Raw genomic sequence first — 23,600 nt, forward strand, 5'->3', positions numbered from 1 at the left:
ATCAACTCACCACAGTTGACACAAGGCTACAAAAAAGGGCGGGATTCTTGTCCCGACCTCTCTACATCTGATCTTTTGCTTCTTTTAGTTTGCCATAAAGTATATAGTCTACTTTTTGCAGATCAGCTATGGTGGCACAGTTAAGGGCACACATGATCAAACGCAGATCGTCTTTCCAGCCTTGGACAATGCCAATCACCTCTTCGACGGAGTAGGTTTCAATCAACTCAAGAACGGTACGCGACAGTCCTACAGCCTTAGCTCCAAAGACCAGGCACTTAATCATATCAAGTGGGTTCCGAACACCTCCACTGACCAAAAGTTCGACCTTGTCTTTCCAGCCTTGGGCATTGAGAAGGGCTTGCATGGTGGACTGCCCCCATTGATTGAGGTAATCACGCTGACCACTGCGACGGTTTTCGATATAGGCAAAACTGGTACCACCACGACCTGACAGGTCAAAGGTTCGAACACCCAGTTCATAGGCTCTCTCGATGGTCTTGGCATCCATGCCAAAACCGACTTCTTTTAAAACAAGAGGAACAGGGATGCGCTGACTGTAATCTGCTAGATGCGATTGCCAGTTTCTAAACTTCCTTTCTCCCTCAGGCATGAGCAATTCCTGCATGACATTGACATGCACTTGCAAAAGCAAAGGATTCATCTCTTGCACAGTCTGAAGTCCTAACTCAAAAGGCTTGTCCAAGCCAATATTGGTTCCAAGGAGGAGCTTTGGATGACTAGATTTGACAGAAAAAGAGTCATCTGTTGGATCCTTGAGGGCTGCACTATAAGAACCCGTCACAAACAAAATCCCACAGGCTTCTGCCACCTGAGCCAGCTTTTGATTGATTTCTCTCCCCTTTTCGCTCCCACCTGTCATGGCATTGATATAAAAAGGAAAGTCCCATTTTCGACCAGCAAACTCAGTAGACAAATCAATCTCAGCCAGGTCATAAAGAGGCAGGGAAGAATGAATCAACTCTACCTCATCAAAGCTATTATAGGAACTTTTCTGCTCAAGGGCATAGCGGATATGCTCATCCTTACGATTTGTCGTCATGTCCTATCCTTTCTTGGTATAAGAGCTCAATCCCCAGATCGGCCCAGCGATTTTTTATGGTTTCAGTTGATTGCTCATCAAAACTCAAGGCAATGCCACAGTCACCACCACCAGCGCCACTACTTTTGGCAACAGCCAGCAAATCTTGACTGGCTTCTTTCAACTGTCTCAGCGAAGGTGTGTATATATCTAGGCTCAAGCCTTCTAAAAGCTGACTGGCTTTTTCTAGCTGCTCGATAATTTTTTCTGCATTCCCCTGCTCCAGGGCTTCTACCAAAGCAGATACCGTTGCTTTTGAGGAACTTAAAAAATTCTGGCCTATGTTTTGCTTGATTTGCTGAACCATTTGACTCGATACGGCCACTTGCTTGGTCCATCCCACTAGGAAATCACATTCTAGGGCAGGTTGTACGTGTGAGATAGAAAAGCCCCAGTCACGCTCCAAAACCGTCGCCAAGCTTTCTTCTTCCAACCAAGCAGCTACCTTCTTTCGATCAAAAGACTGGTAGAGAACCAAATCTTCTGCCACAATACAGGCAAGATCTCCCATAGAACCATTGTCGCCACGCTTGAGCAAGACCGCGCTAGCCAGCTTGAACAAAAGTTCCGGATCAACCGTAATATCATATAGAGCCAGCAGGGCCTTGATAACCAAGACAACGACGCTACCACTAGAACCCAGACCAAACTTTTTGCCTTCTCGTTCCATTTTACCACGGATTTCCAAAGAAAAAGGTCTTAGCTCCTGACCTCGATAAGCCAGGAAATCTTCCACTAGAGCAATCGTTTCTTGAATCAAGCTGTAGTCAGGATTTGGCGTCAAGTCCACTGCGAAATCAAACATGTCTGAGTAGATACGATAGTTCTCAGAAAAAGCAATCTCAGCCTTCATATAGATGGGGATGGCCTTTATCAAAGCTAACTGTCCTGGCTCTAGAATAGCATATTCACCTGCCCAATAGAGTTTCCCGCAAGTTTTAACAGCTATCATCTTGACTCAAATCCTTTGTTTTTGACACAATCAAGCGGTAACGTTGACCGAAGATTTCTGACAAATGCTCCAAGTCTTCTTCTTGACAGAGGACCTTGACATTGGGACCAGCATCCATAGTAAAGTAGCAGGCTTCTCCTTTCTCACGAAGTTGACGGACAAAGTCCATCGCTTCATAAGTTGCATCCGTCAGATAAGAAAAGGCTGGCGATGCTGTTTTGGTCGTAGCGTGCATAGCTAGGGCATTTTTCTCCGTTAATTCCCCAACCTTAGCAAAATCATTCTCTTTGAGATAAACCAGCATATCCTGATAATCCTTCTCAGACTGGCGAACCCAATCATCAAAGGTCGTCGAGGTTTCCACACAGAGTTTCATTCCATCACGGCTAGAGATTGGTTTTTTCTTATCCTCCAGCACCAACATAATCATAGCTAGTTTCAAGTCTGTTTCTACAGGGTAAATCTCTCCACTATCCTTGTCCCAGGCACCTAGCGGTCCATAAAAACTGCGGGAGGAAGAACCTGAGGCAAACTTAGCTTCCTGCGCCAACTGACTTCTATCCAATCCAAGCTGGAAATAAGCATTGCATGCCTTGACCAAGGCGGACAAACCACTAGAACTGGATGACAAGCCAGCCGCAGTCGGCATGTTGTTTTGGGTATCGATACGGACAAATCCCTCACCTTCTGGACGGTAACAGTTGATGATTTTGCTCATCTTTGCATGCTCAGTCTCACTCTGAAGCTGACCATTGATATAAAAGGCATCCGCCGTCGCATGGGCTGGCAGAGGCGACAAGGTCGTCTCTGTGTACATATTTTCCAAAGTCAAAGAAATACTGCTGGTCGCAGGAACCATCTCTTTTTCTTTTTTCTTTCCCCAATATTTGATAATGGCAATATTTGCGTAGGAACGTACTGTTACAGGCTTTCGATCCATGTCTGAACAGCTCCTTTCTCTTCTAATCGTTTTGCTAGTTCTTGCGCTTGGTCCAGATTGGCTACCAAGGCGATAATACAGCCTCCTAGTCCACCACCACTCATCTTGGAACCTAGAGCACGATGGCTCAGAGCCGTTTCAACGAGGGAGTCTGCCTCAGGGCTGCTGACACCAATTTCTTTTAAATGTAAATGCGCTTGACTGAGGATTTGTCCCAGTCTTTCAGCATCTTTTCGTCTAATCGCATCCTCTGCCTGCTGGGTCAATTCTCCCAAGGCATGCAAAAACGGTAGGGCATCCTTGCCCTTACTTTGAACTACTTGGATTGCTTCACGAGTGTGACCATACACGCCTGTATCTGCAATGACTAAATAGGCGGATAGAACCATCTCAAGCTCTGTAAATCCTACGTTCTTGATAAAGCGAATAGGCTTGTCGCTGAGACAGGTCTTAGCATCCAAACCACTCGGATTCATATGGGCAATCATCTCAGCCCGATTGACCAGGATTTCCAATACATCATGAGGCAGGTCGGCTTGGTAGTAGTCAAATACCGCACGAATAGCTGCTATGCTGATAGCAGCTGACGAACCCATTCCCCGTTTTTCAGGGATAGCCGAGTCAATCACACATCGAATGCAGGCTTCTTTGATATCCAAATACTCCAGCGAAGCATAAACTGCCATGGACAAGGTATCCTCCTCATAAAGACGCCACGGGCTTTCAGCAGGGACCACCTTACAAGTCACTTCCACCTCTATGAGAGGCAGAGAAATAGCAGGATAGCCGTATACAACAGCGTGCTCTCCTATTAAAATAATCTTACTATGTGCCTGACCGACACCAACTTTTTTTGTCATGTTTTCCTTTAACCAGACGGAAAGACCGTCTCATTTCATACAGTAGTATTTTCTCCTATCTATTTTATTATATTTTCACAAAAAAAGCGATTGTTTCCTTCACAATCGCCTCTTTCATTATTGAACCCATTCGCCATTATAGTCGACAGAATAGCCTTCTACAGTCGTATTCACTGCTAAGGCACCTGAACTATAAGCGTAGTACCATTTGCCATTAACCTGGAACCAGCCTGTCTTCATATCGCCATTACTTGCGTTTAGATAATACCAAGTCGAGCCTTCCTGATACCAGCCAGTCGCCATAGATCCTGATGAACGGAGGTAGTACCACTTGTTCCCAAGGTATTGCCAGCCCGTTTTCATATCACCATTTTCAGCATCTAAATAGTACCAAGTTGAGCCTTCCTGATACCAACCAGTTGCCATGGCTCCTGATGAACGGAGATAGTACCATTTATTACCAAGATGTTGCCAACCTGTTTGCATGATGCCAGTTGTTGGATCTAAGTAGTACCACGGAGCAGGTTTGCTTCTATCAATACCAAAAGTAACATGGAAATCTTGAGTCCAACCCTTAGCAACTTCACCAATTGGTAGTGGATAGTAAGAATCATCACCAGAACTTCCTAGCTTATTTAAATAATACCAATTACCGTCTTCATAAATCCAACCTGTCTTTACAGCATAACCATTATCAAAATAATAAGTTCTCTTTTCAGGAGATGGAGTATATTGTTCACCATATACTTTTCCTGTATTTTCAGATGTTTTTGCCTCTAGTACTTGTTTATCTGTTTGTTCTAGCAAAGCTCCATCTGAGCTAAAATAATACCATTTTTGTTGGAGTCCAATTTCATTAATTGGTTGGTTATCTAATAAATTATCACGATAACCTGTTCCAGGAATTTCTAAGTATTGCCATCCAACTACCATTTCTCCTTTATCACCAAAATAGTAAGTTTTACCGTCTATTTTATGCCAATAGATTGCTTTATGATCATCTTTTACATAATATTTTCTATTATCCTTATCAACAAACTGTCCACCCGTGGTATCTGCAGATACAGTATTTGTCGCTAGCAAACCAAAGAAAAATATTGCTAGTGCGACTTGCATCATTTTTTTCAAAAGCTTCATTTGTATCTCCTCCAACATTAAATCCACTCACCAGATGAAGCAAAGTTATAAACTTTACCATCGATAGTTTGGCTACCTGTAACCATTGCTCCAGAGGAATTGAGATAATACCAGTTTCCATTTACTTTTGTCCAACCTGTCTTCATATCTCCATTACTTGCATTTAGGTAGTACCAAGTTGAACCATCTTTCACCCAACCAGTTGCCATGGCTCCTGATGAACGAAGGTAGTACCACTTGTTACCAAGATATTGCCAACCTGTTTTCATATCGCCATTTTCAGCATCTAAATAGTACCAAGTTGAGCCTTCCTGATACCAGCCAGTTGTCATAGCTCCTGATGAACGGAGGTAGTACCACTTATTGCCAATTTGCTTCCAACCAGTTTGCATGATACCAGTTTCTGGATCTAGATAGTACCAAGCTGAACCATCGTTTATCCAACCTGCACGTCTTTCGCCACCAATATAGTTTTCTCCATTAATTTCCGTTTTAGCTAAATAATACCAATTAGACTGGTCATAAAGCCAACCTGTCTTTAAAGAATGATTTTGATTAAAGTAATAGTTCGTGTAAAAACTCTTCTCTTCTTTATCTTCCGGATTTGTACGTTTTTCACCATACTTTCTTCCAACACTGTCTTTAGTTTTAATTTCTAATGCTTTCCAACCAACAAACTCTTGTAGCACTCCATTTTTGTCAAAGTAGTACCACTCTGACTTTGGAAAACCTTCTAATCTGATACCATTTGGGTAAGGACCAATCGTAACCCCTTTGTGTGGAGCAGGTATATACTGCCAGCCGACAACCATCTCTCCAGATAAAGGATCAAAATAATAGTACTTCCCATCAATCACTCGCCAGTAGGTTTCTTTGAGGTCCCCCTTTTTATAGTAGGTTCTACCATTTTCTTGGACAAATTGCCAGCCTTCTGAATCAGTATCATCCGCAAAGACGGTGCTTGTCGCTAACAAAGCAAAGAAAAAGACTGCTAATACGATTTGCATCATTTTTTTTACTATTTTCATTAGACGTATCCTCCATAACTGATTGTAGCAAAGACGTTTCTGTATGTCAATATATAGAAACTTCTCAAAAAAAGCAGTTACAAAACTGCAACTGCTTTTCTATTCTTGCATGGTGTACCCAACACCACGCACGGTTTTAATGTAGCTTTTTTGACCTTTTACATCAAGCTTGCTACGTAGATAACGGATATAAACATCCACGATATTAGTTTCTGTCGCACTTTCGTACTTCCAAACACTTTCCAACAACTGCTCACGAGTCAAGACCTTCTTGCTTCCCATGAGAGTGGCCAAAAGGTCATACTCACGGCGCGTCAGAGCAATCATCTCCTCGCCACGATAAACGGTATGATGTTCTACATCCATACGCAAATTGCGGTAAGACGTTGGGACCTTCATCTGACTACAGTGTTGGTCGATAAAGTCCCGACCTCGGAAAATCGCTGAAATACGAGCCACCAGCTGATCAATAATCACTGGCTTATAGATGTAAGAAACGGCGAAGCGCTGGATTGTCTCAATCTGGTCTTGCAATTCTTCGCGATGGTCCAAGACCATAATCACTGAGGCAGGTTTTGTCCGACTCAGCCTCTCTGCAAAATCCTGGGCCGTCATATTCCCCAGACGAGCATTCAGTAAAATCAAGTCATAATCTGTCTGGAGAGCCATGGAGAGGGCTTTTTGCCCCTCCTCGACCAGATCAACACGGTATTGCTCTTTTTGGAGTTCCAGACTGAGAAAATGAGCGAGATTTCGTTCTTTCTCAAGTAATAAAATCCGTTTCCCCATGGCAGACCTACTTATTTTTCGTCATACCAAGAGTAGTGGAATGTTCCTTCTTTGTCTTTACGTTGGTAAGTGTGGGCACCAAAGTAGTCACGTTGCGCTTGGATCAAGTTAGCTGGAAGGTCTGCTGAACGGTAGCTATCAAAGTAAGTAATAGCTGCTGAGAAAGTTGGCACTGGTACACCAGCTTGAACAGCAAGAGCTACGATATCGCGCACTGCTTGTTGGTACTTGGCAGTAACATCCAAGAAGTACTCATCCAAGAGAAGGTTAGCAAGATCAGCATCGCGGTTGTAGGCATCTGTGATCTTTTGCAAGAAACGAGAACGGATGATACAGCCATCACGCCAGATAGAGGCGATGTCCGCAAATGGCAAGTTCCAGTTGTTTTCTTTAGAAGCTACACGCAATTGAGCAAAACCTTGTGCGTATGAAATGATTTTTGAGAAGTAAAGGGCTTGACGGATCTTTTCGATCAACTCAGCTTTGTCACCTTCAAATTTGAAATCAGCTGGTTTTGGAAGGACCTTGCTAGCATGTACACGCTCTTCTTTGTATGTGGAGATGTAGCGGGCAAATACTGACTCAGTAATCAGTGACAATGGCACACCAAGGTCAAGAGCTGATTGGCTAGTCCATTTACCAGTTCCTTTGTTTCCTGCAGCATCCAGGATGTAGTCTACGATTGGTCCATCTTGACCTTCATCGTCTTTACGGCTCAAGATATCAGCTGTGATTTCGATCAAGTAGCTGTCCAACTCTCCCTTGTTCCACTCAGTAAAGATTTCAGCCATGTCTTCTGCAGAAAGGCCAAGCAAGTGTTGCATCAAGTCATAGCTTTCTGCGATCAATTGCATATCACCATACTCGATACCGTTGTGGACCATCTTCACATAGTGACCAGCTCCATCAGGACCGATGTAAGTCACACATGGTTTTCCATCTTCTGGTGCTTTTGCAGAGATTTCTTCAAGAACATCAGCTACCAATTCGTAGGCTTCTTTTTGTCCACCAGGCATGATAGAAGGACCTTCAAGGGCACCCTTTTCACCACCAGAAACACCTGTACCGATAAAGTTGATCCCTGAGTTTGCTAGTTCTTCATTACGACGGATAGTATCTTTGTAGAAAGTGTTTCCTCCATCGATCAAGATATCACCCTTGTCAAGGTGGGGAAGAAGAGCTTGGATAGTTGCGTCTGTACCAGGTCCTGCTTGAACCATCAGCATGATACGACGAGGTTTTTCGATTGAGTTTACAAAGCTTTCCACGTCATAGCTTGGCACAAAGTTCTTTTCAGGATGGCAAGCAATTACGTCTTCTGTTTTTTCTTTACTACGGTTGTAAATGGCAACTGTATAACCACGAGATTCGATATTTAGGGCAAGGTTACGACCCATTACGGCCATACCAACGACACCAAAGTTAGCTTTTGTCATGTGACACTCCTCTTGTTTAATATGTTTTATTTTATCATTTTTACCTATGAAAGGAAAGAATTTTGTAACGGAGTCCTAGTAGTCCAAGTCATCTGCATGACCAGAACCATTCCCTACAAAGTAACCTGTCTTACAGTTGAGGGTGAAGAGATAGGTTCCATCTGGTTTATAGAGGTTGTAATAACCATTTCCGTTTACGATATTGACACGTTCTAGGATATATTGATTCCCAGTGATATAGCCACGAGCACGTGATGTTGCTAGGACTTGTTCCAATACACCATCCGCAAAGGTCCAAGCAGGGTTGTTGCTATCATCTACAGCTGATTGGTTGTACGGTACACGACTAGCACTTCTTTGAAGATTAACCCCATCGCCAGACAAACCACCATTTGTGTCTCTAGCTGGTGCCGTAGTGCTGGTTGAAGGTGTCGTACCGCTTGCATTGCTTTCTGTAGCTGAACTTGAGCTTGCTTGACTCGTGCTAGAGCTTGAACTTGAGCTGGAAGCACTGGTTTGTTGGCTCTTGCCAAGACTAATGGCCTTATCCAAGAGTTTGTCTAGTTCTGTGTTGCCTGTCTTAATTTCTGTAAATTTAGCGTCCGCTTTGGCTTTCGCATTGGTATCCAAGACACCGTCCGTAATAGCTGGGCTTTCAAAGAGGGCATTAACATCTTGAATGGCCTTGATTTGAGTTGCTAGGCTATCATATCTTGACTTAGCTAGTGTATAATCACGGCTACCTTCTAACTTATCTAGCAAGGTTTTCAGTTGGCTCAATTTATCAAACTGGCTGTTTTTCAGAGCAGTCTTATTAGCATCTGTATAGAAAGTATCATAGAGATCATTGAAGTCTTTCAAAGCTGTTTGTGTCCCTTGATCATCCGAAGAGGCTGATTGAGAAGACTGGATTTCTTGGTTTGAACGAGATACTTGACGGTAGACATAATATGTTCCAGCAAGCACAAGGATTGCAGCTACTACCGAAGCAATGATGATGACACCTTTCTTCTTAGAGCCTGTTTCAGGTTCTGTTTGAGCCGAACGTGATAGAGGTGTATAGGTCTCCTCTTCTTGTTCCTCATTTATTTGCTTGGGCTCTGTTTCTGTTAAAACGAGAGGCTCTATTTCAGCATTTTCTTCATCTTGAAGTGGTGGAACAAACTGAGTAGTCTCTTCATTTTCTATCTCTTCAATAGATTCCTCAGCAACCAGGTCTGAATCGTCTACCTGATCAGAAGATTCACTTGATTCACGAACTTCTTGGATCATTTCCTCTAGGTTTTGAGTAGAAGTCAGTTCTTCTTTTTTAAACTGACGAGTTTCAAACTTGTCAGCTTCAATCTCTTCACGGTGTTGTTTGATGTATTTGTCTAAGATACTGTCCTCAGGCAATACTCCAGCCTCCACCTCTTCATTCTTACGAATGACTTGACCAACAGTCAAGTCTTTTGCTTCGTCAAAGTCGAATTGTGGTTCTTGATGTCCTTTTTTATGACGATCACGTCTTTTCTTACTCATGAGTTCACCTTTCTATTTTACCTCTTGGCGTTTGACACGCTGACCAAAGTATTGATACAAATCCACTTTTAAGGTCCCATTATAGAGTTTTCGTTTTTTATCAGCTGGACTTCCGTACTTACTTTCAAAAGCTTCGTCACTTGTCAGGATAAACTTACTCCACGTTTTCAGTGGTGCAAAGACCTGTCCCATCTCAGCATAGAGCTTGGTAACTCCTGCATCATCAGACAAACGTTCCCCATATGGTGGATTGGAAATGATAACGCCATTAATCTTGTCTGTGCGTAAGTCCTGCACCCTCATTTGCTTAAAGGTGATATCACCTGCGACACCTGCTGCTTGAGCATTTGCCTTGGCAATTTCCACCATGCGAGCATCGATATCACAGCCCATAATGTCCAGCTCAAGTTCACGATCCATTTTCTTAGCCGCCTCTGTGCGAACCTCCTGGATTAGCCGATCGCTGACCCAGTTCCATTCTTCAAAAGCAAAGGAACGGCGAAGTCCTGGAGCCATCTTTCTAGCAATCATAGCCGCCTCGATACAGAAAGTTCCTGAACCACAGGTCGGATCAATCAAGGGCTTGTCTGGATACCAATTAGATAGTTGTAAAATGGCCGCCGCCATATTTTCCTTGATTGGCGCTCCACCCTTTTCCGTACGATAACCACGTTTAAAGAGACTGGATCCTGTCGTGTCAATCATGACAGTTGCCACATCTTTCAGGATAGATACCTCGATCTTAAACTCGGGACCAGTCTCCATCAAGGGAACTCCTTCTGGGCGGGCATAGTGTTTTTGTAATTTCTTCACAACAGCCTTCTTGGAAATAGCCTGAACACTAGGCTCGTTGTGGAGTTTAGACTTCACACATTTTGCCTTTGATATCGGGAAACGTGCTCCTAGCGGGAGATAGTTTTCCCAATCTAGAGCAAAAACACCTTGAAAAAGCTCTTCAAAAGTCTTAGCAGGAAAACTTCCGACTACAATCTTGATGCGATCCGCTGCACGAAGCCAAAGATTGGTCTCGATGATTGCCTTCACATCTCCTTGAAAGCGGACACGCCCATTTTCAACCTGGCAATCATAACCAAGGTCTCGCACCTCACGTCCAACGACAGCCTCAAGACCCGCCGCAGCAGTTGCGATTATATTAAATTGTTCTTTCATTTCTAGTCTTGCAAGACCTTTCTCTTGTTCACTTTAAAAAATGAGGTTGAGAAAGATTTCTCAGCCCCAACCTATATGCAATTTTCTATAAGCCATGTTTTGTTCCAGAAGTGACTAGGACCACTTCCTTCGATAATCATCTGTCTACCGCTAACAGCATAAATCTGCTAGCAGTCAGAGTACTACGTTCGTTTCCGTGCACTCCATGCCCCGACCAAAATTTGGGTTGCTAGCTTGAGGGGTTTACCGCGTTCCACTCTCTCTGTTTCCAGAAAGACTCCGTCACTGTGGCACTTTCAAGCCTATTCTGACCTATCCGAAGACTTAGCCATTTCGACTGCCGTAACGATTTCTCGTCCCTAGGCTTATGGATTCGCCTAGCACAAACACTACAGGCATCACAGCCTGTGCTAGCATGGACTTTCCTCATGAAAAGAGAAACTCTTCACGCGATTATCCAAAAATTGCACTCATTCCTTAGTCAATTATAAATCTTGGTTGTCTAAGATTTGCTTACCAAATACTTCTTTTTCGAGACGATTTAAGCGTTTCAAAATATCAAAGTTTGTCATTGAAGTAGAAGCTGTTACTTCAATAGAATCTGGTTGAGTTGGCGCTACCTGTGGTTTATGAGATAATTCTTCCTTCAAATCAGCAATCTCTTGACGAAGGGATTTGACCAAAGCTGCGTAGGTTTCATAATCCTTAATCACATCGTCTAGGAATTCATCTACCTCTGCTTTGCTGTATCCACGTACTTCACGTCCAAATTCTTGTTCAAAAATATCTTTCGCTGAAAATATAATACTTGCCATGTCTCTCTCCATTCTGGGTTGCTAGTATTATTATATAAAAAAAGACAAGTAAAAATCAAGGTCAAAGGCTTACTTTTCAGAAAAATTTTCTACTATTTCATTCAAGTCCTCAAATGTTAATCTTCTTGTAACATAGTCCGCTTGATTTTTCATCATTTGGTAAAAATATCGTAACTTGGTTTCGTTTTCTTCGTCGTAAAAAAGGTAACAAGTATCTGTATTTTCCAGCAGAAATTTCTGATAATCGCGTAATTGTCCCTTGTGCTCATATTGTGGATAGGCGTATTTGACAAAATCAACTAGCTTGAACTCACTCAATTTCGCTTGATTTGCTTCATTCCAATTACTGCCATGGGTTTCAAAATCAAAAATGGTCGCCAGCTGAAATCCATAGTCTGCTTTCATGTCTTTCGCTACCTGAAGCGCCCAGTACTCAAAGCCCAAAGTCCCTGTAAAGACAAGCCAGGTCACCCCATCCTCTGCTAGACGTTCCAGGTCTCTCCGAATGGCTGTTTTGATAATATCAACGCGAATATCCTTGTCGTTAAAGAGGCCAAGGTCGAAGGCTGAATAGCCTAAAATCAAGGCTGATGTCATTTTTAACCCTTTCTTTGTAAATTTATGATATAATAGAGTGATGTTATTGTACCAATAAGGAGAATTATGGTCAACTATCCACATAAAATTTCATCTCAAAAGAGACAAGCACCCCTGTCACAAACTAAAAATTTCGCAAATCGGGGAATGTCTTTTGAAAAGATGATCAATGCTACGAACGACTACTATTTGTCGCATGGGTTAGCTGTTATTCACAAGAAACCGACTCCCATCCAAATCGTACGTGTCGACTATCCCCAACGAAGTCGTGCAAAGATTGTTGAAGCCTACTTTAGACAAGCCTCAACTACTGACTATTCAGGGGTTTATGATGGATACTACATCGACTTTGAAGCAAAGGAAACCAGGCAAAAACATGCGATTCCGATGAAGAATTTTCATCTTCATCAGATCCAGCATATGGAACAAGTCCTTGCCCAGCAAGGAATCTGCTTTGTACTCCTTCACTTTTCTTCTCAGCAAGAAACCTACTTATTGCCGGCTATTGACCTCATCCGTTTCTATCATCTAGATAAGGGACAGAAGTCAATGCCACTTGGATATATTCGAGAAAATGGATATAGGATTGAGCCTGGTGCTTTTCCTCAAATTCCCTACCTCGACATTATCAAAGAACATTTACTAGGTGGTAAAACAAGATGAACAAACAAACTTTTCTGCGAATAGCTAAGTATGTCAGCATCAGTCTCTTAACTGTATTTATCGCAGCTGTAATGCTTGGTGGAGGTCTCTTCCTCTACTATGTTAGCAAGGCTCCCGAACTTTCTGAAAGTAAACTAGTTGCTACAACGTCAAGTAAGATCTATGATAGCAATGACGAGCTTATCGCTGATCTTGGATCGGAACGTCGGGTCAATGCCCAAGCAAACGAAATACCGACCGATTTGGTCAACGCTATTGTTTCGATTGAGGACCATCGCTTCTTTAATCACCGAGGAATCGATACTATCCGTATCCTAGGTGCTACCCTCCGAAACCTTCGTGGTGGTGGAGGTCTGCAAGGAGCTTCAACCTTGACACAGCAGTTGATTAAATTAACTTACTTCTCTACGTCAACTTCTGATCAAACCCTTTCTCGTAAGGCCCAGGAAGCTTGGTTAGCCGTTCAGCTAGAACAAAAAGCGACTAAGCAAGAGATCTTGACCTACTACATCAACAAGGTTTACATGTCAAACGGTAACTACGGAATGCAGACAGCTGCCCAAAGTTACTATGGCAAGGATCTCAAAGATTTAAGCATTCCTCAATTAGCTCTCCTTGCTGGTATGCCTCAAGCTCCAAACCAGTATGACCCTTACTCGCATCCAGAAGCTGCTCAAGAACGTCGTAATCTCGTCCTCTCTGAGATGAAGGGGCAAGGTTACATTTCAGCTGAGCAATATGAAAAAGCGATTAATACTCCGATTACAGATGGACTTCAAAGTCTAAAATCGGCTAATAGTTATCCTCCATACATGGACAACTATCTCAAAGAGGTAATTGATCAAGTCGAACAAGAAACAGGCTACAACCTCTTAACGACTGGTATGGACGTCTACACCAACGTTGATCCTAAAGTTCAACAACATCTCTGGGATATCTACAATACCGACGAGTATGTCAACTATCCTGATGATGAAATGCAAGTAGCTTCAACGATTGTGGATGTGACAAACGGGAAAGTTATTGCTCAGTTAGGTTCTCGTCACCAATCAAGCAATGTTTCCTTCGGAATCAACCAAGCTGTTGAAACCAACCGTGACTGGGGTTCTACCATGAAGCCAATCACAGACTATGCTCCTGCCTTAGAGTATGACATCTACGACTCAACTGCTTCGATTGTACATGATGTTCCTTACAACTATCCTGGAACAGATACCCCTGTTTACAACTGGGATAGAAGTTATTTTGGAAATATCACCATCCAATATGCGCTCCAACAATCACGGAACGTTACTGCTGTAGAAACCTTGAACAAAGTCGGTTTGGATAGAGCCAAGACCTTCCTAAATGGAATCGGTATTGACTATCCAGATATGCACTATGCCAACGCAATTTCAAGTAATACAACTGAGTCAAACAAAAAGTACGGAGCAAGTAGTGAGAAAATGGCTGCTGCTTACGCTGCTTTTGCTAACGGTGGTATCTACCATAAACCAATGTATATCAACAAGATTGTATTTAGTGATGGTAGTTCAAAAGAATACGCTGATCCTGGTACTCGTGCCATGAAAGAGACGACCGCCTATATGATGACAGAAATGATGAAGACTGTCTTGGCATACGGAACGGGTCGTGGTGCTTATCTCCCTTGGCTACCTCAAGCTGGTAAGACTGGTACATCAAACTATACAGACGATGAAATTGAAAACTACATCAAAAACACTGGTTATGTAGCCCCAGACGAAATGTTTGTTGGTTATACTCGCAAATATTCAATGGCTGTATGGACAGGTTACTCAAACCGCCTTACTCCTATCGTTGGTGATGGCTTCTATGTTGCAGCTAAGGTTTACCGTTCAATGATGACTTATCTGTCTGAGGATAACAACCCTGGCGACTGGACTATGCCAGAAGGCCTCTATCGAAGTGGTGAGTTCGTCTTTAAAAACGGTGCTCGTTCTGCATGGACTGCTCCTGCTCCGCAACAGGCCCCAACACCAGAAAGTTCGAGCTCGACATCAGAAAGTTCAACTTCACAGTCAAGCTCAACTACTCCAAGCACGAATAATAGTGCAAACAATAATACCAATAACCAGCAACCAAATACAACGCCTGGTCAACAAAACCAGAACTAAAATCAGAATCCTCAACCAGCACAACCATAACATTTATCACCCGGATTTTTCTGGGTGATTTTTTCATAGCACTATTGCATTTATGTGCTTAACAAAAGCCTGAGAAGATGTCTTCTCAGGCTTTTTCTGTACTATAAACCTCATTGGGAAAGATAGGGAACGGATTTCGTAATCTTGTTAAGAGGTTTTACTAAATACTAGTCTTTCTTTGTTTTTGCTACAAAGAGAGCAGATAGGGCTAGGCTAACACCTGCTAGGAAGAGGGCTGTGTCAGATTGACTCTCACCTGTTGCTGGCAAGCTTTGTTCAGCTGTTTCTCGCTTCGTCACTTCTTGTTTTAGTTCCGGTGCCGGTGCCTTACCTTCATCTGAAGCAAGTGGGCTAAGTTTAAACTCAGGTTTTTCTACTGTTGGAGCTGCTTGGTCGCCTACTGTCGATAATGGACCTGTGTATTCTGGAAGCTCATGTACCAGTGCCATAACAGCATTGACACCGCCCTTGAACTCAGGTTTCTCTACTGTTGGAGCTACTTGGTCGCCTACTGTTGCTAATGCGCCTGTGTACTCTGGAAGCTCATGTACCAAGGCTTCAACTGCATTGACACCACCCTTGAACTCAGGTTTCTCTACTGTTGGAGCAGCTTGGTCACCTACTGTTGCTACTGGGTCTGTGTACTCTGGAAGTTCATGTACTAGGGCTTCAACTGCATTGACACCACCTGTGAATTCAGGAACCTCAAGAACGGGTGCAGGCTCTTCGCCCTTACTTGACTGAACAGGTTCTTCTGTTAATTCTTGATGGAAGCTTGCCAATTCATAAAACTCAGCCTTGCCGCCTTCCCAGACTAATTTGACGTCTAGAAGAGAGCCGCCATTTCGGATAGCAAAAGTTTGGAGACTAGATGTAATGGCACCGAGGTCTGTCCAACTGTCTTGACCATCCTTGAGTGTTCTAGCAAGAATATGTGCTTTCGCTCCTTCAGGAAGACTGGAAACGAGACGAAGGTGGTTAGCATTGGTCGGCTCAGACAAGTGATACACCAACTCGCCCTTGTCTTTTTCAGACTTGTAGCTGGTCAAGACTTTTCCGTCTACAAGATTATTGTAGAAGTTGCCTTGGCTTTCTCCACCGTTTCCTTCTACTGTTGGATCATTGATTGGTTTGACAAATTCACCATCGTTGATGACCAATTCTGTAAAGCCTACAAAACGGGCATCATAATCTGCTGTATAGAGGACACGGAGATAGTTAGCTTTAACTGGTGTCGTCAATTCACCCTCGATATAGCGATTTCCTGGCATCTTAGAATCATGTGTCCAACCATCTGTCAATGAATCATCGTGTTGGCTATTGGCCACACCATCTCCTACTGTCACGACATCTGTCCAAGTTTTACCGTCTTGGCTGACTTGGATCTTACCATCACGAAGGTAGTTTTGCGTTCCGTCTTGGATGTAAGCTCTAATCTTCTTGATGGTGCGTTCGCTGCCAAGTTTCAAGGTCACATGGCCATCTTTATGGGCATAGTCTGAAAACTCAACGAAGTTGTTGTAAACACCGTCAAACAGTTGATCTAGGTTGTTCAGTTTACGAACATCATTGCTTCCGTATGTTGGATGAATGCCCATTGTTGTAGATTCTAGTTTGGTTGGTTGCACTTCTTTGGTTGTCACAAGAAGAGAAGTGGCTGTCACAGCTTGTTCCTGATCTGTTTTATTGACCAGACGCACATAACGTACTAAGTGGCTTGCTGCAGATCTATCAGTCAACTGGCTAGCTGGCATCCATTCTTGCGCATTTGCAGAGTACTCAAGACTAAGAGCTGGGTTGGCCTGACCTTTGAGCTGGATGCTCTTGATTTGATGGATACGGTCAAGCTTCATACCTAGATAGCTATGAGCAGGGAGTTTGGTTCCAGCTGGAATTTGAAGTTCATAATGTCCCAAGCTATCCACTACCGGCGTTTCCTTCAAGGCATCAACGTTGGTGTCCGTTAACTCACTGTTTCCAGAGCGTGTCTCAACAGAGAAGTCTTGGATACGCCACCAGAGGTCGAGGGCCTTGGTATTGCGTACTCGGATGTAGCGAGCATTGATTGCTCTAGTCACTTCCTTGGTTTGCTCACCTGATAGGCGATCCAACTCTTGCCATGCAGTTCCATCTGTAGAGTACTCAAGTACACCTGCGGCAAGCTTATCACCCGTTCCTTGGCGAAGTCGTACTTTAGTGACTGACTTGACTTCACCGAGGTCAAGTTGTGCCCAGGCATCTACTGGAGTTGTATTGCTACCGTCAGCATTTGCCATCATGGCTTCTGTATTGTCCTTGCCATCAGTGATTTGACGGGCTGAGGTATTTAGTTTATAAACTAGATTTGAGCTTAGACTAACTGTCGTTGCTTGTTGGCTACGAGCTTTTTCAACTGGACGGTTGACTGCAATTTCCTGAACTGCAAACCAAGTGTTCTCGCGGTCTGCTGTCGCAATCATGCGAACTGCCTTGGCCTTGATAGTGAGATTTTCAAACTTAAGCAGGGATTCATTTCCGACATAGCTTGGCTCTTTCAAGGTTATCCAGTTATCGTTTTCATCTTGATACTGCACTTCTGCCTTACTAAAGGTATCACGTGGATTTGCCTGCGTTCCCATAGCAAAGGTCAAGGTTTGAATCGCTACTGGTTTGTTGAACTTCATACCAATATAATCACCTGTCTTGATGCTATTTGGTGATTTAATAATCGCATGAGTTGCCAAATCGCCATCCGTTACTTCTGCCAAGCCACCCTCTACACCTGTTCGATTGGTAATAAAGGTACTGATGATTTGGTCTGGATGCAAGACTTTTTGAACTTCAGACGCTAGAACTTCTTTCAAGGATAGGATAAATGGACGAATATGTTGAACACCCAATTCAGCTTTTTCCATATGGTCTACATAATGGAAGGTGTGAGTTTGAGACTGTTCGTACAATTTCAAACCTTTATAGTAGCTATCCCAAAGTTTTGCTGCATCGTTTGTAGCCATGGCTTCAGTTCCTGTAAGGAAGGCATCGAGGGCATTCATTTGGTCGATTGCATTATCCAACCAATAGTGGATTTGGGTAACCATCTTTTGGTCGCCTGATGCTTTATAAAGTTCGGCTGCTTCTTTAATCTTGGCAAATTCTGCACGCAAGGCTACACGTTCAGCAGTCACATCCTGACCTGCTTTGAGCTTGGTCATGAAGTCTGTTAATTTTGGAGCCAAGTCTACAGATTCTTCTAGTTTGACGACACGATTATCCATGTTTTGGTTGATCATGTGCTTACCAAGTTCGCGGAAGGCTGCTGATACCTTGCTATCTTCAAAATGACCATTTTCTACAAAGTTGAAGGCAATGTCATTGATTTTCTTAGCTTCTTCTTCTGATTTCCATTGTTTCCATGAGTATTGAGCTCCTGAAAAGAGGGCAATCTTAGATGGTTCAGACTGTTGCATTGGGTTCAACATGATACCAGATAGCAAGCTAGGATCCACATTCGGATGAAGGAATTTCTCACCACCACCTAGAATCAAGTGTTGTTTAGAATTATCTGTTACCGGCCAGTTAATCCAAAGTGAAACGGGGCGATAGGTCTTGCCACCTGCGGATAGATTGTTCTTGAGAGTTGAAAGGAAGCTTTCAGAGACTTCACCCCAAATCTTACCACCCGTCAAGGTCATGGATGTTGAACTTGGGAGATTTTCATTGAGGGATTTCAACTCATCCTCACGTCCATTACCCCAATACTGGCCAGGAACAAAAATCATTTCTTTACGAAGACCACTGTAAGTTCCCTGCATCTCAGTCAACCACTTGGTCATGTCTTTCATCAAGCGGTTGTAGCTATTGTAGCCTCCGACTGGGCTCGGTGCATCATCTGCTAGAATACCAAACTCACGGACACCCACTTTCATCAACTGGGTAAATTTAGCCTTGATGGTTGCCAAATCTTCTTGGTAATGCGCTTCATTGCCAAAGCGGATGCGGTTGTTCATGAATGGATGGATAGTCCAGACATAGCGGGTTTTACTTTGATTTCCAACACGAGCAAGTTCACGAATTTCAGCTAGTTTTTCTTCTGGATAGAGTTCACGCCATTTCTTGTTGTGGTATGGATCATCTTTTGGTGCAAAGAAGTATTGGTTCAATTTCAAATCGCCACCATAACGCATGAGCTCTGCACGATCGGCATTAGACCATGGATTTCCATAGTAACCTTCGATGAAACCACGGTTCTTGAGCTCTGCATAATCTTCTACTGTCACATTACGAAGGACTGGCACTTGGCTTTCCTTGAGCATGTGTTTCAAGGTTGTCAAACCATAGAAGACTGCATCTGTGTCTTTTCCGACGATGGAAATCGAGTTATCCTTGATGCTCAAGACATAGGCGTCAATCTTGTCAAAGAGACCTGCTGAAACATTGGACAAGTTTTGCTCTGCTTGTGAGCCTTGTCCATGCACTCCAAGATAGATATTGGTTGCGCCAGCGATTGCTGCCTTACCAGTTGTATAAGATACTTGATTGTCCTGCAAGACACTCTTCAAGCGATTGCGAGTATAGATATCGAGTTGATCGCCCATGACCAGATTGACTTGCTTGCGAAGGGCTGTGACTCCTTCTCCATAAGTCACTTTTTGTGGAGTTGGGAAGACCTTGTACTCTTTCTTGAGATAGTCTGCGCTCTTGCTAGCAGCTGCAATGCTGTCTTCGCTAGCTGGTTTACTTGCAGTGAATTGATCTGCCAATTCAACTGTTCCATCACCGGTTTGGTCTACATTTGGTTTTTCAGGTGTAGTTGGTTTTTCTGGTTGACTTGGTGCAGGCGTTTCTTGCTCTTCTTTAACAGGTTTCAATAGATGAACTTCAGCTGCACTTGCAAAACCACCAACGCCTTCCAATACTTTCAACTCAATCTTGTTGGTATCTACCGCCGCAAAGTTGACTGTTTTTTCTTGGGCGTTGTTGTCCCAGTTTCCTTCTGAAACCTTGACCATTTGGCCATCTTTTTGTGCGTAGATTTCGTAGCGCGTCACGACACCATTTCCACCACCTGGTCGTGGGAGATACGTCAAGCCATTGACTTTTTCTGCTTCTTTCAAGGTCATAGTAAGGGTGTATGGCGCAGTGTCACCAGTCCACTTAGTATGCCAGAAGGTATTTGGATCATTGTCAAAGGCCTTTTCAACAGCGCCTTCAGTCGCATTTCCTGGAAGCTGCTGACTGCTTGCGGTTGCTGTAATCTTATTATTTGAAATCAAACGAGGATTTACAAATGGTTTGTCTGACAACTCTGCGCTATGCAAGATTCCTTTGAAACCACCGATGCTTTCAAGCGGTAGAACCAAGCTATTGTGGGCAAAGCGAGGGTGGGCTGGATTTGCTATACGCTCAATCTTTTCACCATCCACATAGACTTCTGTAGATTGTGGTTTGGTCACGATAGAGATTTGATAACGTTTGTTCTTTTCAAGTTTTTTATTGAATTGGATATGGAACTGTTCAAACTGGTAAGCAAGATAGCCGTCTTTATCAGCTAGATAGATACGGTTATCCCCACTTGCTGAGAAGGTTTGTTCTCCGTCTCCAGTGACAGTTACATCAAACTTCAAGACGTGACTTGGACCAACATCACCAGCCAAGCCTTCGATACTGCTATCTTTCTCAAAAGCCAATCCCTGTTCGCTTGCCTTCACTTTCTTACTTGCATAGTTCTTGACTGTTTCAGAATTGATGGTAAACAGGTCGCTTTGATCAATCTCTTTATCAGGATTTGACTGCGGCGCATAAGGACTGGTTGGTAGGGTGCGTTCTGCAAAGGTCGCAGCTGCACGGTCAGACCCCCAAGTGCGCTCCGCAGTAGTTTGCATGCTCTTGAAGAAACGTTTAAAGATGTCATAAGAGGTCAAACCTGTCTCATGAAGGTCGATATTGTCATTCCAAACTGCGTGCCCACCACCAAGGATACTTGGATGAGAAGCTGGTAGAAGTGGACCTCCACCTGTTCTAAAATCATTCGGTGTCCAGCTATTGTACTGACGTTCGTAGTTAGCATAGTCCCCGTAGGCTGCTTGACTATTGCTTCCACTTGGCACACTATAGGTCGGTACATCCGTGATATTGATAATCTTAGCTCCCTGAGCAATGGCTTCATTTGGTCGTTGCCATCCGATACTCCAGATATCAACTTCTACTCCGTTCCAATCAACAGGGGTGTTCCCTCGTTTCGCACTGAGCGAACCCCAGATACGAGGGGTATAGCCTTTAGACTTGATATATTGGGTCAAATCATTGACATAGCGGCGATAGCTTTCGCGGCTACCATAGTATTCATCCGTTCCGATATGAACAGTAGATACGCCATGAAGCGGTGCATCTGGACCATCGAGGAGTTTGTCATAAACGGATTTAACAAATTTAAGAGTTTCTTCATACTTAGTATCCAAGTCTAGCATGGCTACGCGCTCAACATTGTGCTTGCCTGCATAATCGCTCAGGCTACCTTGATACATGAGGTCTGGGCGGACTTTGACAAAGGACAAGGCGTGACCTGGTGTGTCAATTTCTGGCACTAGGTTGATATGCAAGGCCTTGGCCAATTTAATCAGATTTTGCATTTCTTCCTTGGTATAATGCTCATCTGATGTTAGTTTTTGGCCATTCTTACCGACAATGTCTGTCTCCACACGGAAACCAGTCTTGGCATGTTCAAGAACATACTTGAGTTGTTCTTCTGGTGTTAAGCTCTTACCTGCCAAGTGTTCCTTGAGGAAGATATAGTTATCGTTGAGGTGCAACTGCAAGTCGTTCATCTTGTAGTAAGCCATGTTGAGCATGATGTCTACAAGAGTGTCATAAGGGATAAATTTACGACCTGTATCTAGCATAAAGCCACGGTGGCTGAAACTTGGGAAATCACGAATTTCGCCATTTTGTAGGTCTGTTTCTCCCATTTGAAGAAGAGTACGAGTTGCATAGAAGGCTCCTGTATTTGTGGCAGCTTCGATGGTAATCACATCATCTTGGATAGTGATGCCATAGCCTTCCTTACCATAACCTTTGTTTTCAACCTTTTTAAATTCGATTCGTTTTTGAGCCTGTTTGTCACCTGTTGCTAGTTCCAATCCACGGCTAGCAAGGTCTGACTGGTAGAAGGTTGCTGCCTGATCAAAGCCAGAATCACCCGTCGCAAGAACTGTATCTGAAGTGATAGAAGATTGGCCTTCTTTCCCATACCATTGTTGAACAGCTGGTGCTACTTTTGGTTTCACACCCACACCTTCGTCCTGATGTAGACCCTTGATGACTACTTCAAATTCCTTAGTGAAAGTATGACTGTCTCTGATTTGTTGCACCATGACCTTGACGCGTTGGTCTGTCAAAGGCTTATAGATGTGATTTTGAAGGTCAATCACACCTTGCTTGTTGCTTCCGATGAGGCTGACTTTTCCTGGTAGAGTTGGTAAGACAAGAGACTGTCCATCTTCTGCTACTGTTAGTTCGGTTACTTGGCGGATATCCGTTACCTTACTATGGTCCGGAACGTTTGAATAAGCTCGAATTTCTTGGATACCAACGTTTCTCCAACCCATTGTCCCCGCTTGATAGTCGTTAATTTCTAACTTAAGATATTTAGCTTGAATAATATTGGCTAAGTCAACTTTCTCATCTAAAACAGGATCTCCAGTCTTGGTATGAGCGAGTTTCCATTGTTTTTCTCCGTTAGCGCCCACGTCTTCTTGACCTGCGTAGTAGAGACTCCAAGATTTGATATTTGGGTCATTTTGCCCATTACGAAGACGACGATCCCAGTCAATTTCTACATGCTTGATGAGGGTAGTTTTTGGAAGAGTTAATTCAAAGGTTGGTTTTACTGCATCTCTATCTGTAGCCCAACGGGTATTGTCATCTCCATCGATAGCCTTATCTGCAGTAAAGTTGGTCCCAGTCTCATGGTTGCTTGCCTGAGCAGTAGCACCCTCGAGATGGTTGACATCTTCTCTATCTTCGATTGTCTTTTCAGCTGGTTTTACTGCTGGTGTAGGGGTTTCCGCAGGTTGTTTATCTGCCTTTGGTGTTTCAACCGGTTTTGGCGTTTCTGCTGGTTTGGGACTTGCAGGACTTGTCTCTGGTTTTGTCTCTTCACTTGCTGCAGGATTGGTTCCCTCATCTGTCGCTGGAGTTTCTTCATGACTTGCTTCTGTTGCAGCTTCTGCATCTGCCTTTTCAAGCGCAGCGGCTAAATCATCTGGTAACTTATCCAGTGCTTGAACATGGGTGATGCTTCCCTCTGTTTCTGAAGGCGCTGCTGTTTCTGCTGCCTGAACCATATTGGCGCCAAAGATACTAGCACCAATCATCACGGAGGCTGCACCGATTGCAAATTTTCTTATACTATAGTGACAGCGTTTCTCAAAAAAATGTCTATCCATCT

Annotated in this window: 15 protein-coding genes and 1 other RNA gene; 2 read left to right on the forward strand and 14 right to left on the reverse strand. The window is 43.4% G+C overall.

Annotated features, from left to right (window positions below):
* Window positions 1-61: 61 nt before the first annotated feature.
* From fni to D8844_RS09675, 13 genes are all read right to left on the reverse strand, one after another.
* Window positions 62-1,063 (reverse strand): type 2 isopentenyl-diphosphate Delta-isomerase, encoded by a 1,002-nt coding sequence (fni, locus tag D8844_RS09615; protein ID WP_125423699.1) that lies wholly within the window; start codon window positions 1,061-1,063, stop codon window positions 62-64.
* Window positions 1,047-2,054: a phosphomevalonate kinase gene (locus D8844_RS09620; protein WP_125423702.1), complete on the reverse strand. Its 1,008-nt coding sequence runs from the start codon at window positions 2,052-2,054 to the stop codon at window positions 1,047-1,049. The genes fni and D8844_RS09620 overlap by 17 nt, the downstream gene beginning before the upstream one ends.
* Window positions 2,041-2,994, reverse strand: coding sequence for a diphosphomevalonate decarboxylase (gene mvaD, locus D8844_RS09625; RefSeq protein WP_125423705.1), 954 nt, complete (start codon window positions 2,992-2,994; stop codon window positions 2,041-2,043). Before mvaD ends, D8844_RS09620 begins: the two co-directional genes overlap by 14 nt.
* The gene (gene mvk, locus D8844_RS09630; protein WP_125423708.1) at window positions 2,976-3,854 is read right to left on the reverse strand and encodes a mevalonate kinase; all 879 of its coding nucleotides are present in this window, start codon (window positions 3,852-3,854) and stop codon (window positions 2,976-2,978) included. Before mvk ends, mvaD begins: the two co-directional genes overlap by 19 nt.
* A 117-nt stretch (window positions 3,855-3,971) precedes the next feature.
* A complete protein-coding gene (gene cbpC / locus D8844_RS09635; protein ID WP_125423711.1) occupies window positions 3,972-4,991 on the reverse strand; it encodes a choline-binding protein CbpC in 1,020 nt (339 codons plus the stop codon).
* A gap of 17 nt (window positions 4,992-5,008) precedes the next feature.
* Complete coding sequence (gene cbpJ / locus D8844_RS09640; RefSeq protein ID WP_125423714.1) at window positions 5,009-6,019, reverse strand: choline-binding protein CbpJ; 1,011 nt, start codon at window positions 6,017-6,019, stop codon at window positions 5,009-5,011.
* A 99-nt stretch (window positions 6,020-6,118) separates the two neighbouring features.
* Window positions 6,119-6,808, reverse strand: a complete 690-nt coding sequence (locus D8844_RS09645) for a response regulator transcription factor (RefSeq protein ID WP_061426759.1) — start codon at window positions 6,806-6,808, stop codon at window positions 6,119-6,121.
* 11 nt (window positions 6,809-6,819) lie between these two features.
* The gene (gene gnd, locus D8844_RS09650; RefSeq protein ID WP_061426757.1) at window positions 6,820-8,244 is read right to left on the reverse strand and encodes an NADP-dependent phosphogluconate dehydrogenase; all 1,425 of its coding nucleotides are present in this window, start codon (window positions 8,242-8,244) and stop codon (window positions 6,820-6,822) included.
* Window positions 8,245-8,319: 75 nt separating this feature from the next.
* A complete protein-coding gene (mapZ, locus tag D8844_RS09655; RefSeq protein WP_000039246.1) occupies window positions 8,320-9,765 on the reverse strand; it encodes a cell division site-positioning protein MapZ in 1,446 nt (481 codons plus the stop codon).
* A 12-nt stretch (window positions 9,766-9,777) separates the two neighbouring features.
* Window positions 9,778-10,935: a THUMP domain-containing class I SAM-dependent RNA methyltransferase gene (locus D8844_RS09660; protein WP_000662899.1), complete on the reverse strand. Its 1,158-nt coding sequence runs from the start codon at window positions 10,933-10,935 to the stop codon at window positions 9,778-9,780.
* Between the two features lie 83 nt (window positions 10,936-11,018).
* Window positions 11,019-11,400, reverse strand: an RNA gene (gene rnpB, locus D8844_RS09665) — RNase P RNA component class B.
* Between the two features lie 20 nt (window positions 11,401-11,420).
* Complete coding sequence (gpsB, locus tag D8844_RS09670) at window positions 11,421-11,750, reverse strand: cell division regulator GpsB (protein ID WP_000146523.1); 330 nt, start codon at window positions 11,748-11,750, stop codon at window positions 11,421-11,423.
* Window positions 11,751-11,819: 69 nt separating this feature from the next.
* The gene (locus D8844_RS09675) at window positions 11,820-12,347 is read right to left on the reverse strand and encodes an SLOG family protein (protein ID WP_000199580.1); all 528 of its coding nucleotides are present in this window, start codon (window positions 12,345-12,347) and stop codon (window positions 11,820-11,822) included.
* A 66-nt stretch (window positions 12,348-12,413) separates the two neighbouring features.
* Between D8844_RS09675 and recU the strand changes: the two genes are divergently transcribed.
* Together recU and pbp1a are read left to right on the forward strand one after the other, a co-directional pair.
* Window positions 12,414-13,010, forward strand: a complete 597-nt coding sequence (recU, locus tag D8844_RS09680) for a Holliday junction resolvase RecU (protein ID WP_049489795.1) — start codon at window positions 12,414-12,416, stop codon at window positions 13,008-13,010.
* Entirely contained in the window at window positions 13,007-15,145 is a 2,139-nt protein-coding gene (gene pbp1a, locus D8844_RS09685; RefSeq protein WP_125423717.1) for a penicillin-binding protein PBP1A, read from the forward strand. The genes recU and pbp1a overlap by 4 nt, the downstream gene beginning before the upstream one ends.
* Window positions 15,146-15,342: 197 nt before the next feature.
* On the opposite strand, the gene D8844_RS09690 is transcribed toward pbp1a, so the two are convergent.
* Window positions 15,343-23,598 carry an SIALI-17 repeat-containing surface protein gene (locus D8844_RS09690; RefSeq protein ID WP_125423721.1) on the reverse strand — a complete coding sequence of 2,752 codons (8,256 nt, stop codon included), beginning with the start codon at window positions 23,596-23,598 and terminating at the stop codon, window positions 15,343-15,345.
* Window positions 23,599-23,600: the final 2 nt, after the last annotated feature.

It is taken from the genome of Streptococcus oralis, from assembly GCF_003942875.1.
GTDB lineage: Bacteria > Bacillota > Bacilli > Lactobacillales > Streptococcaceae > Streptococcus > Streptococcus oralis_BX.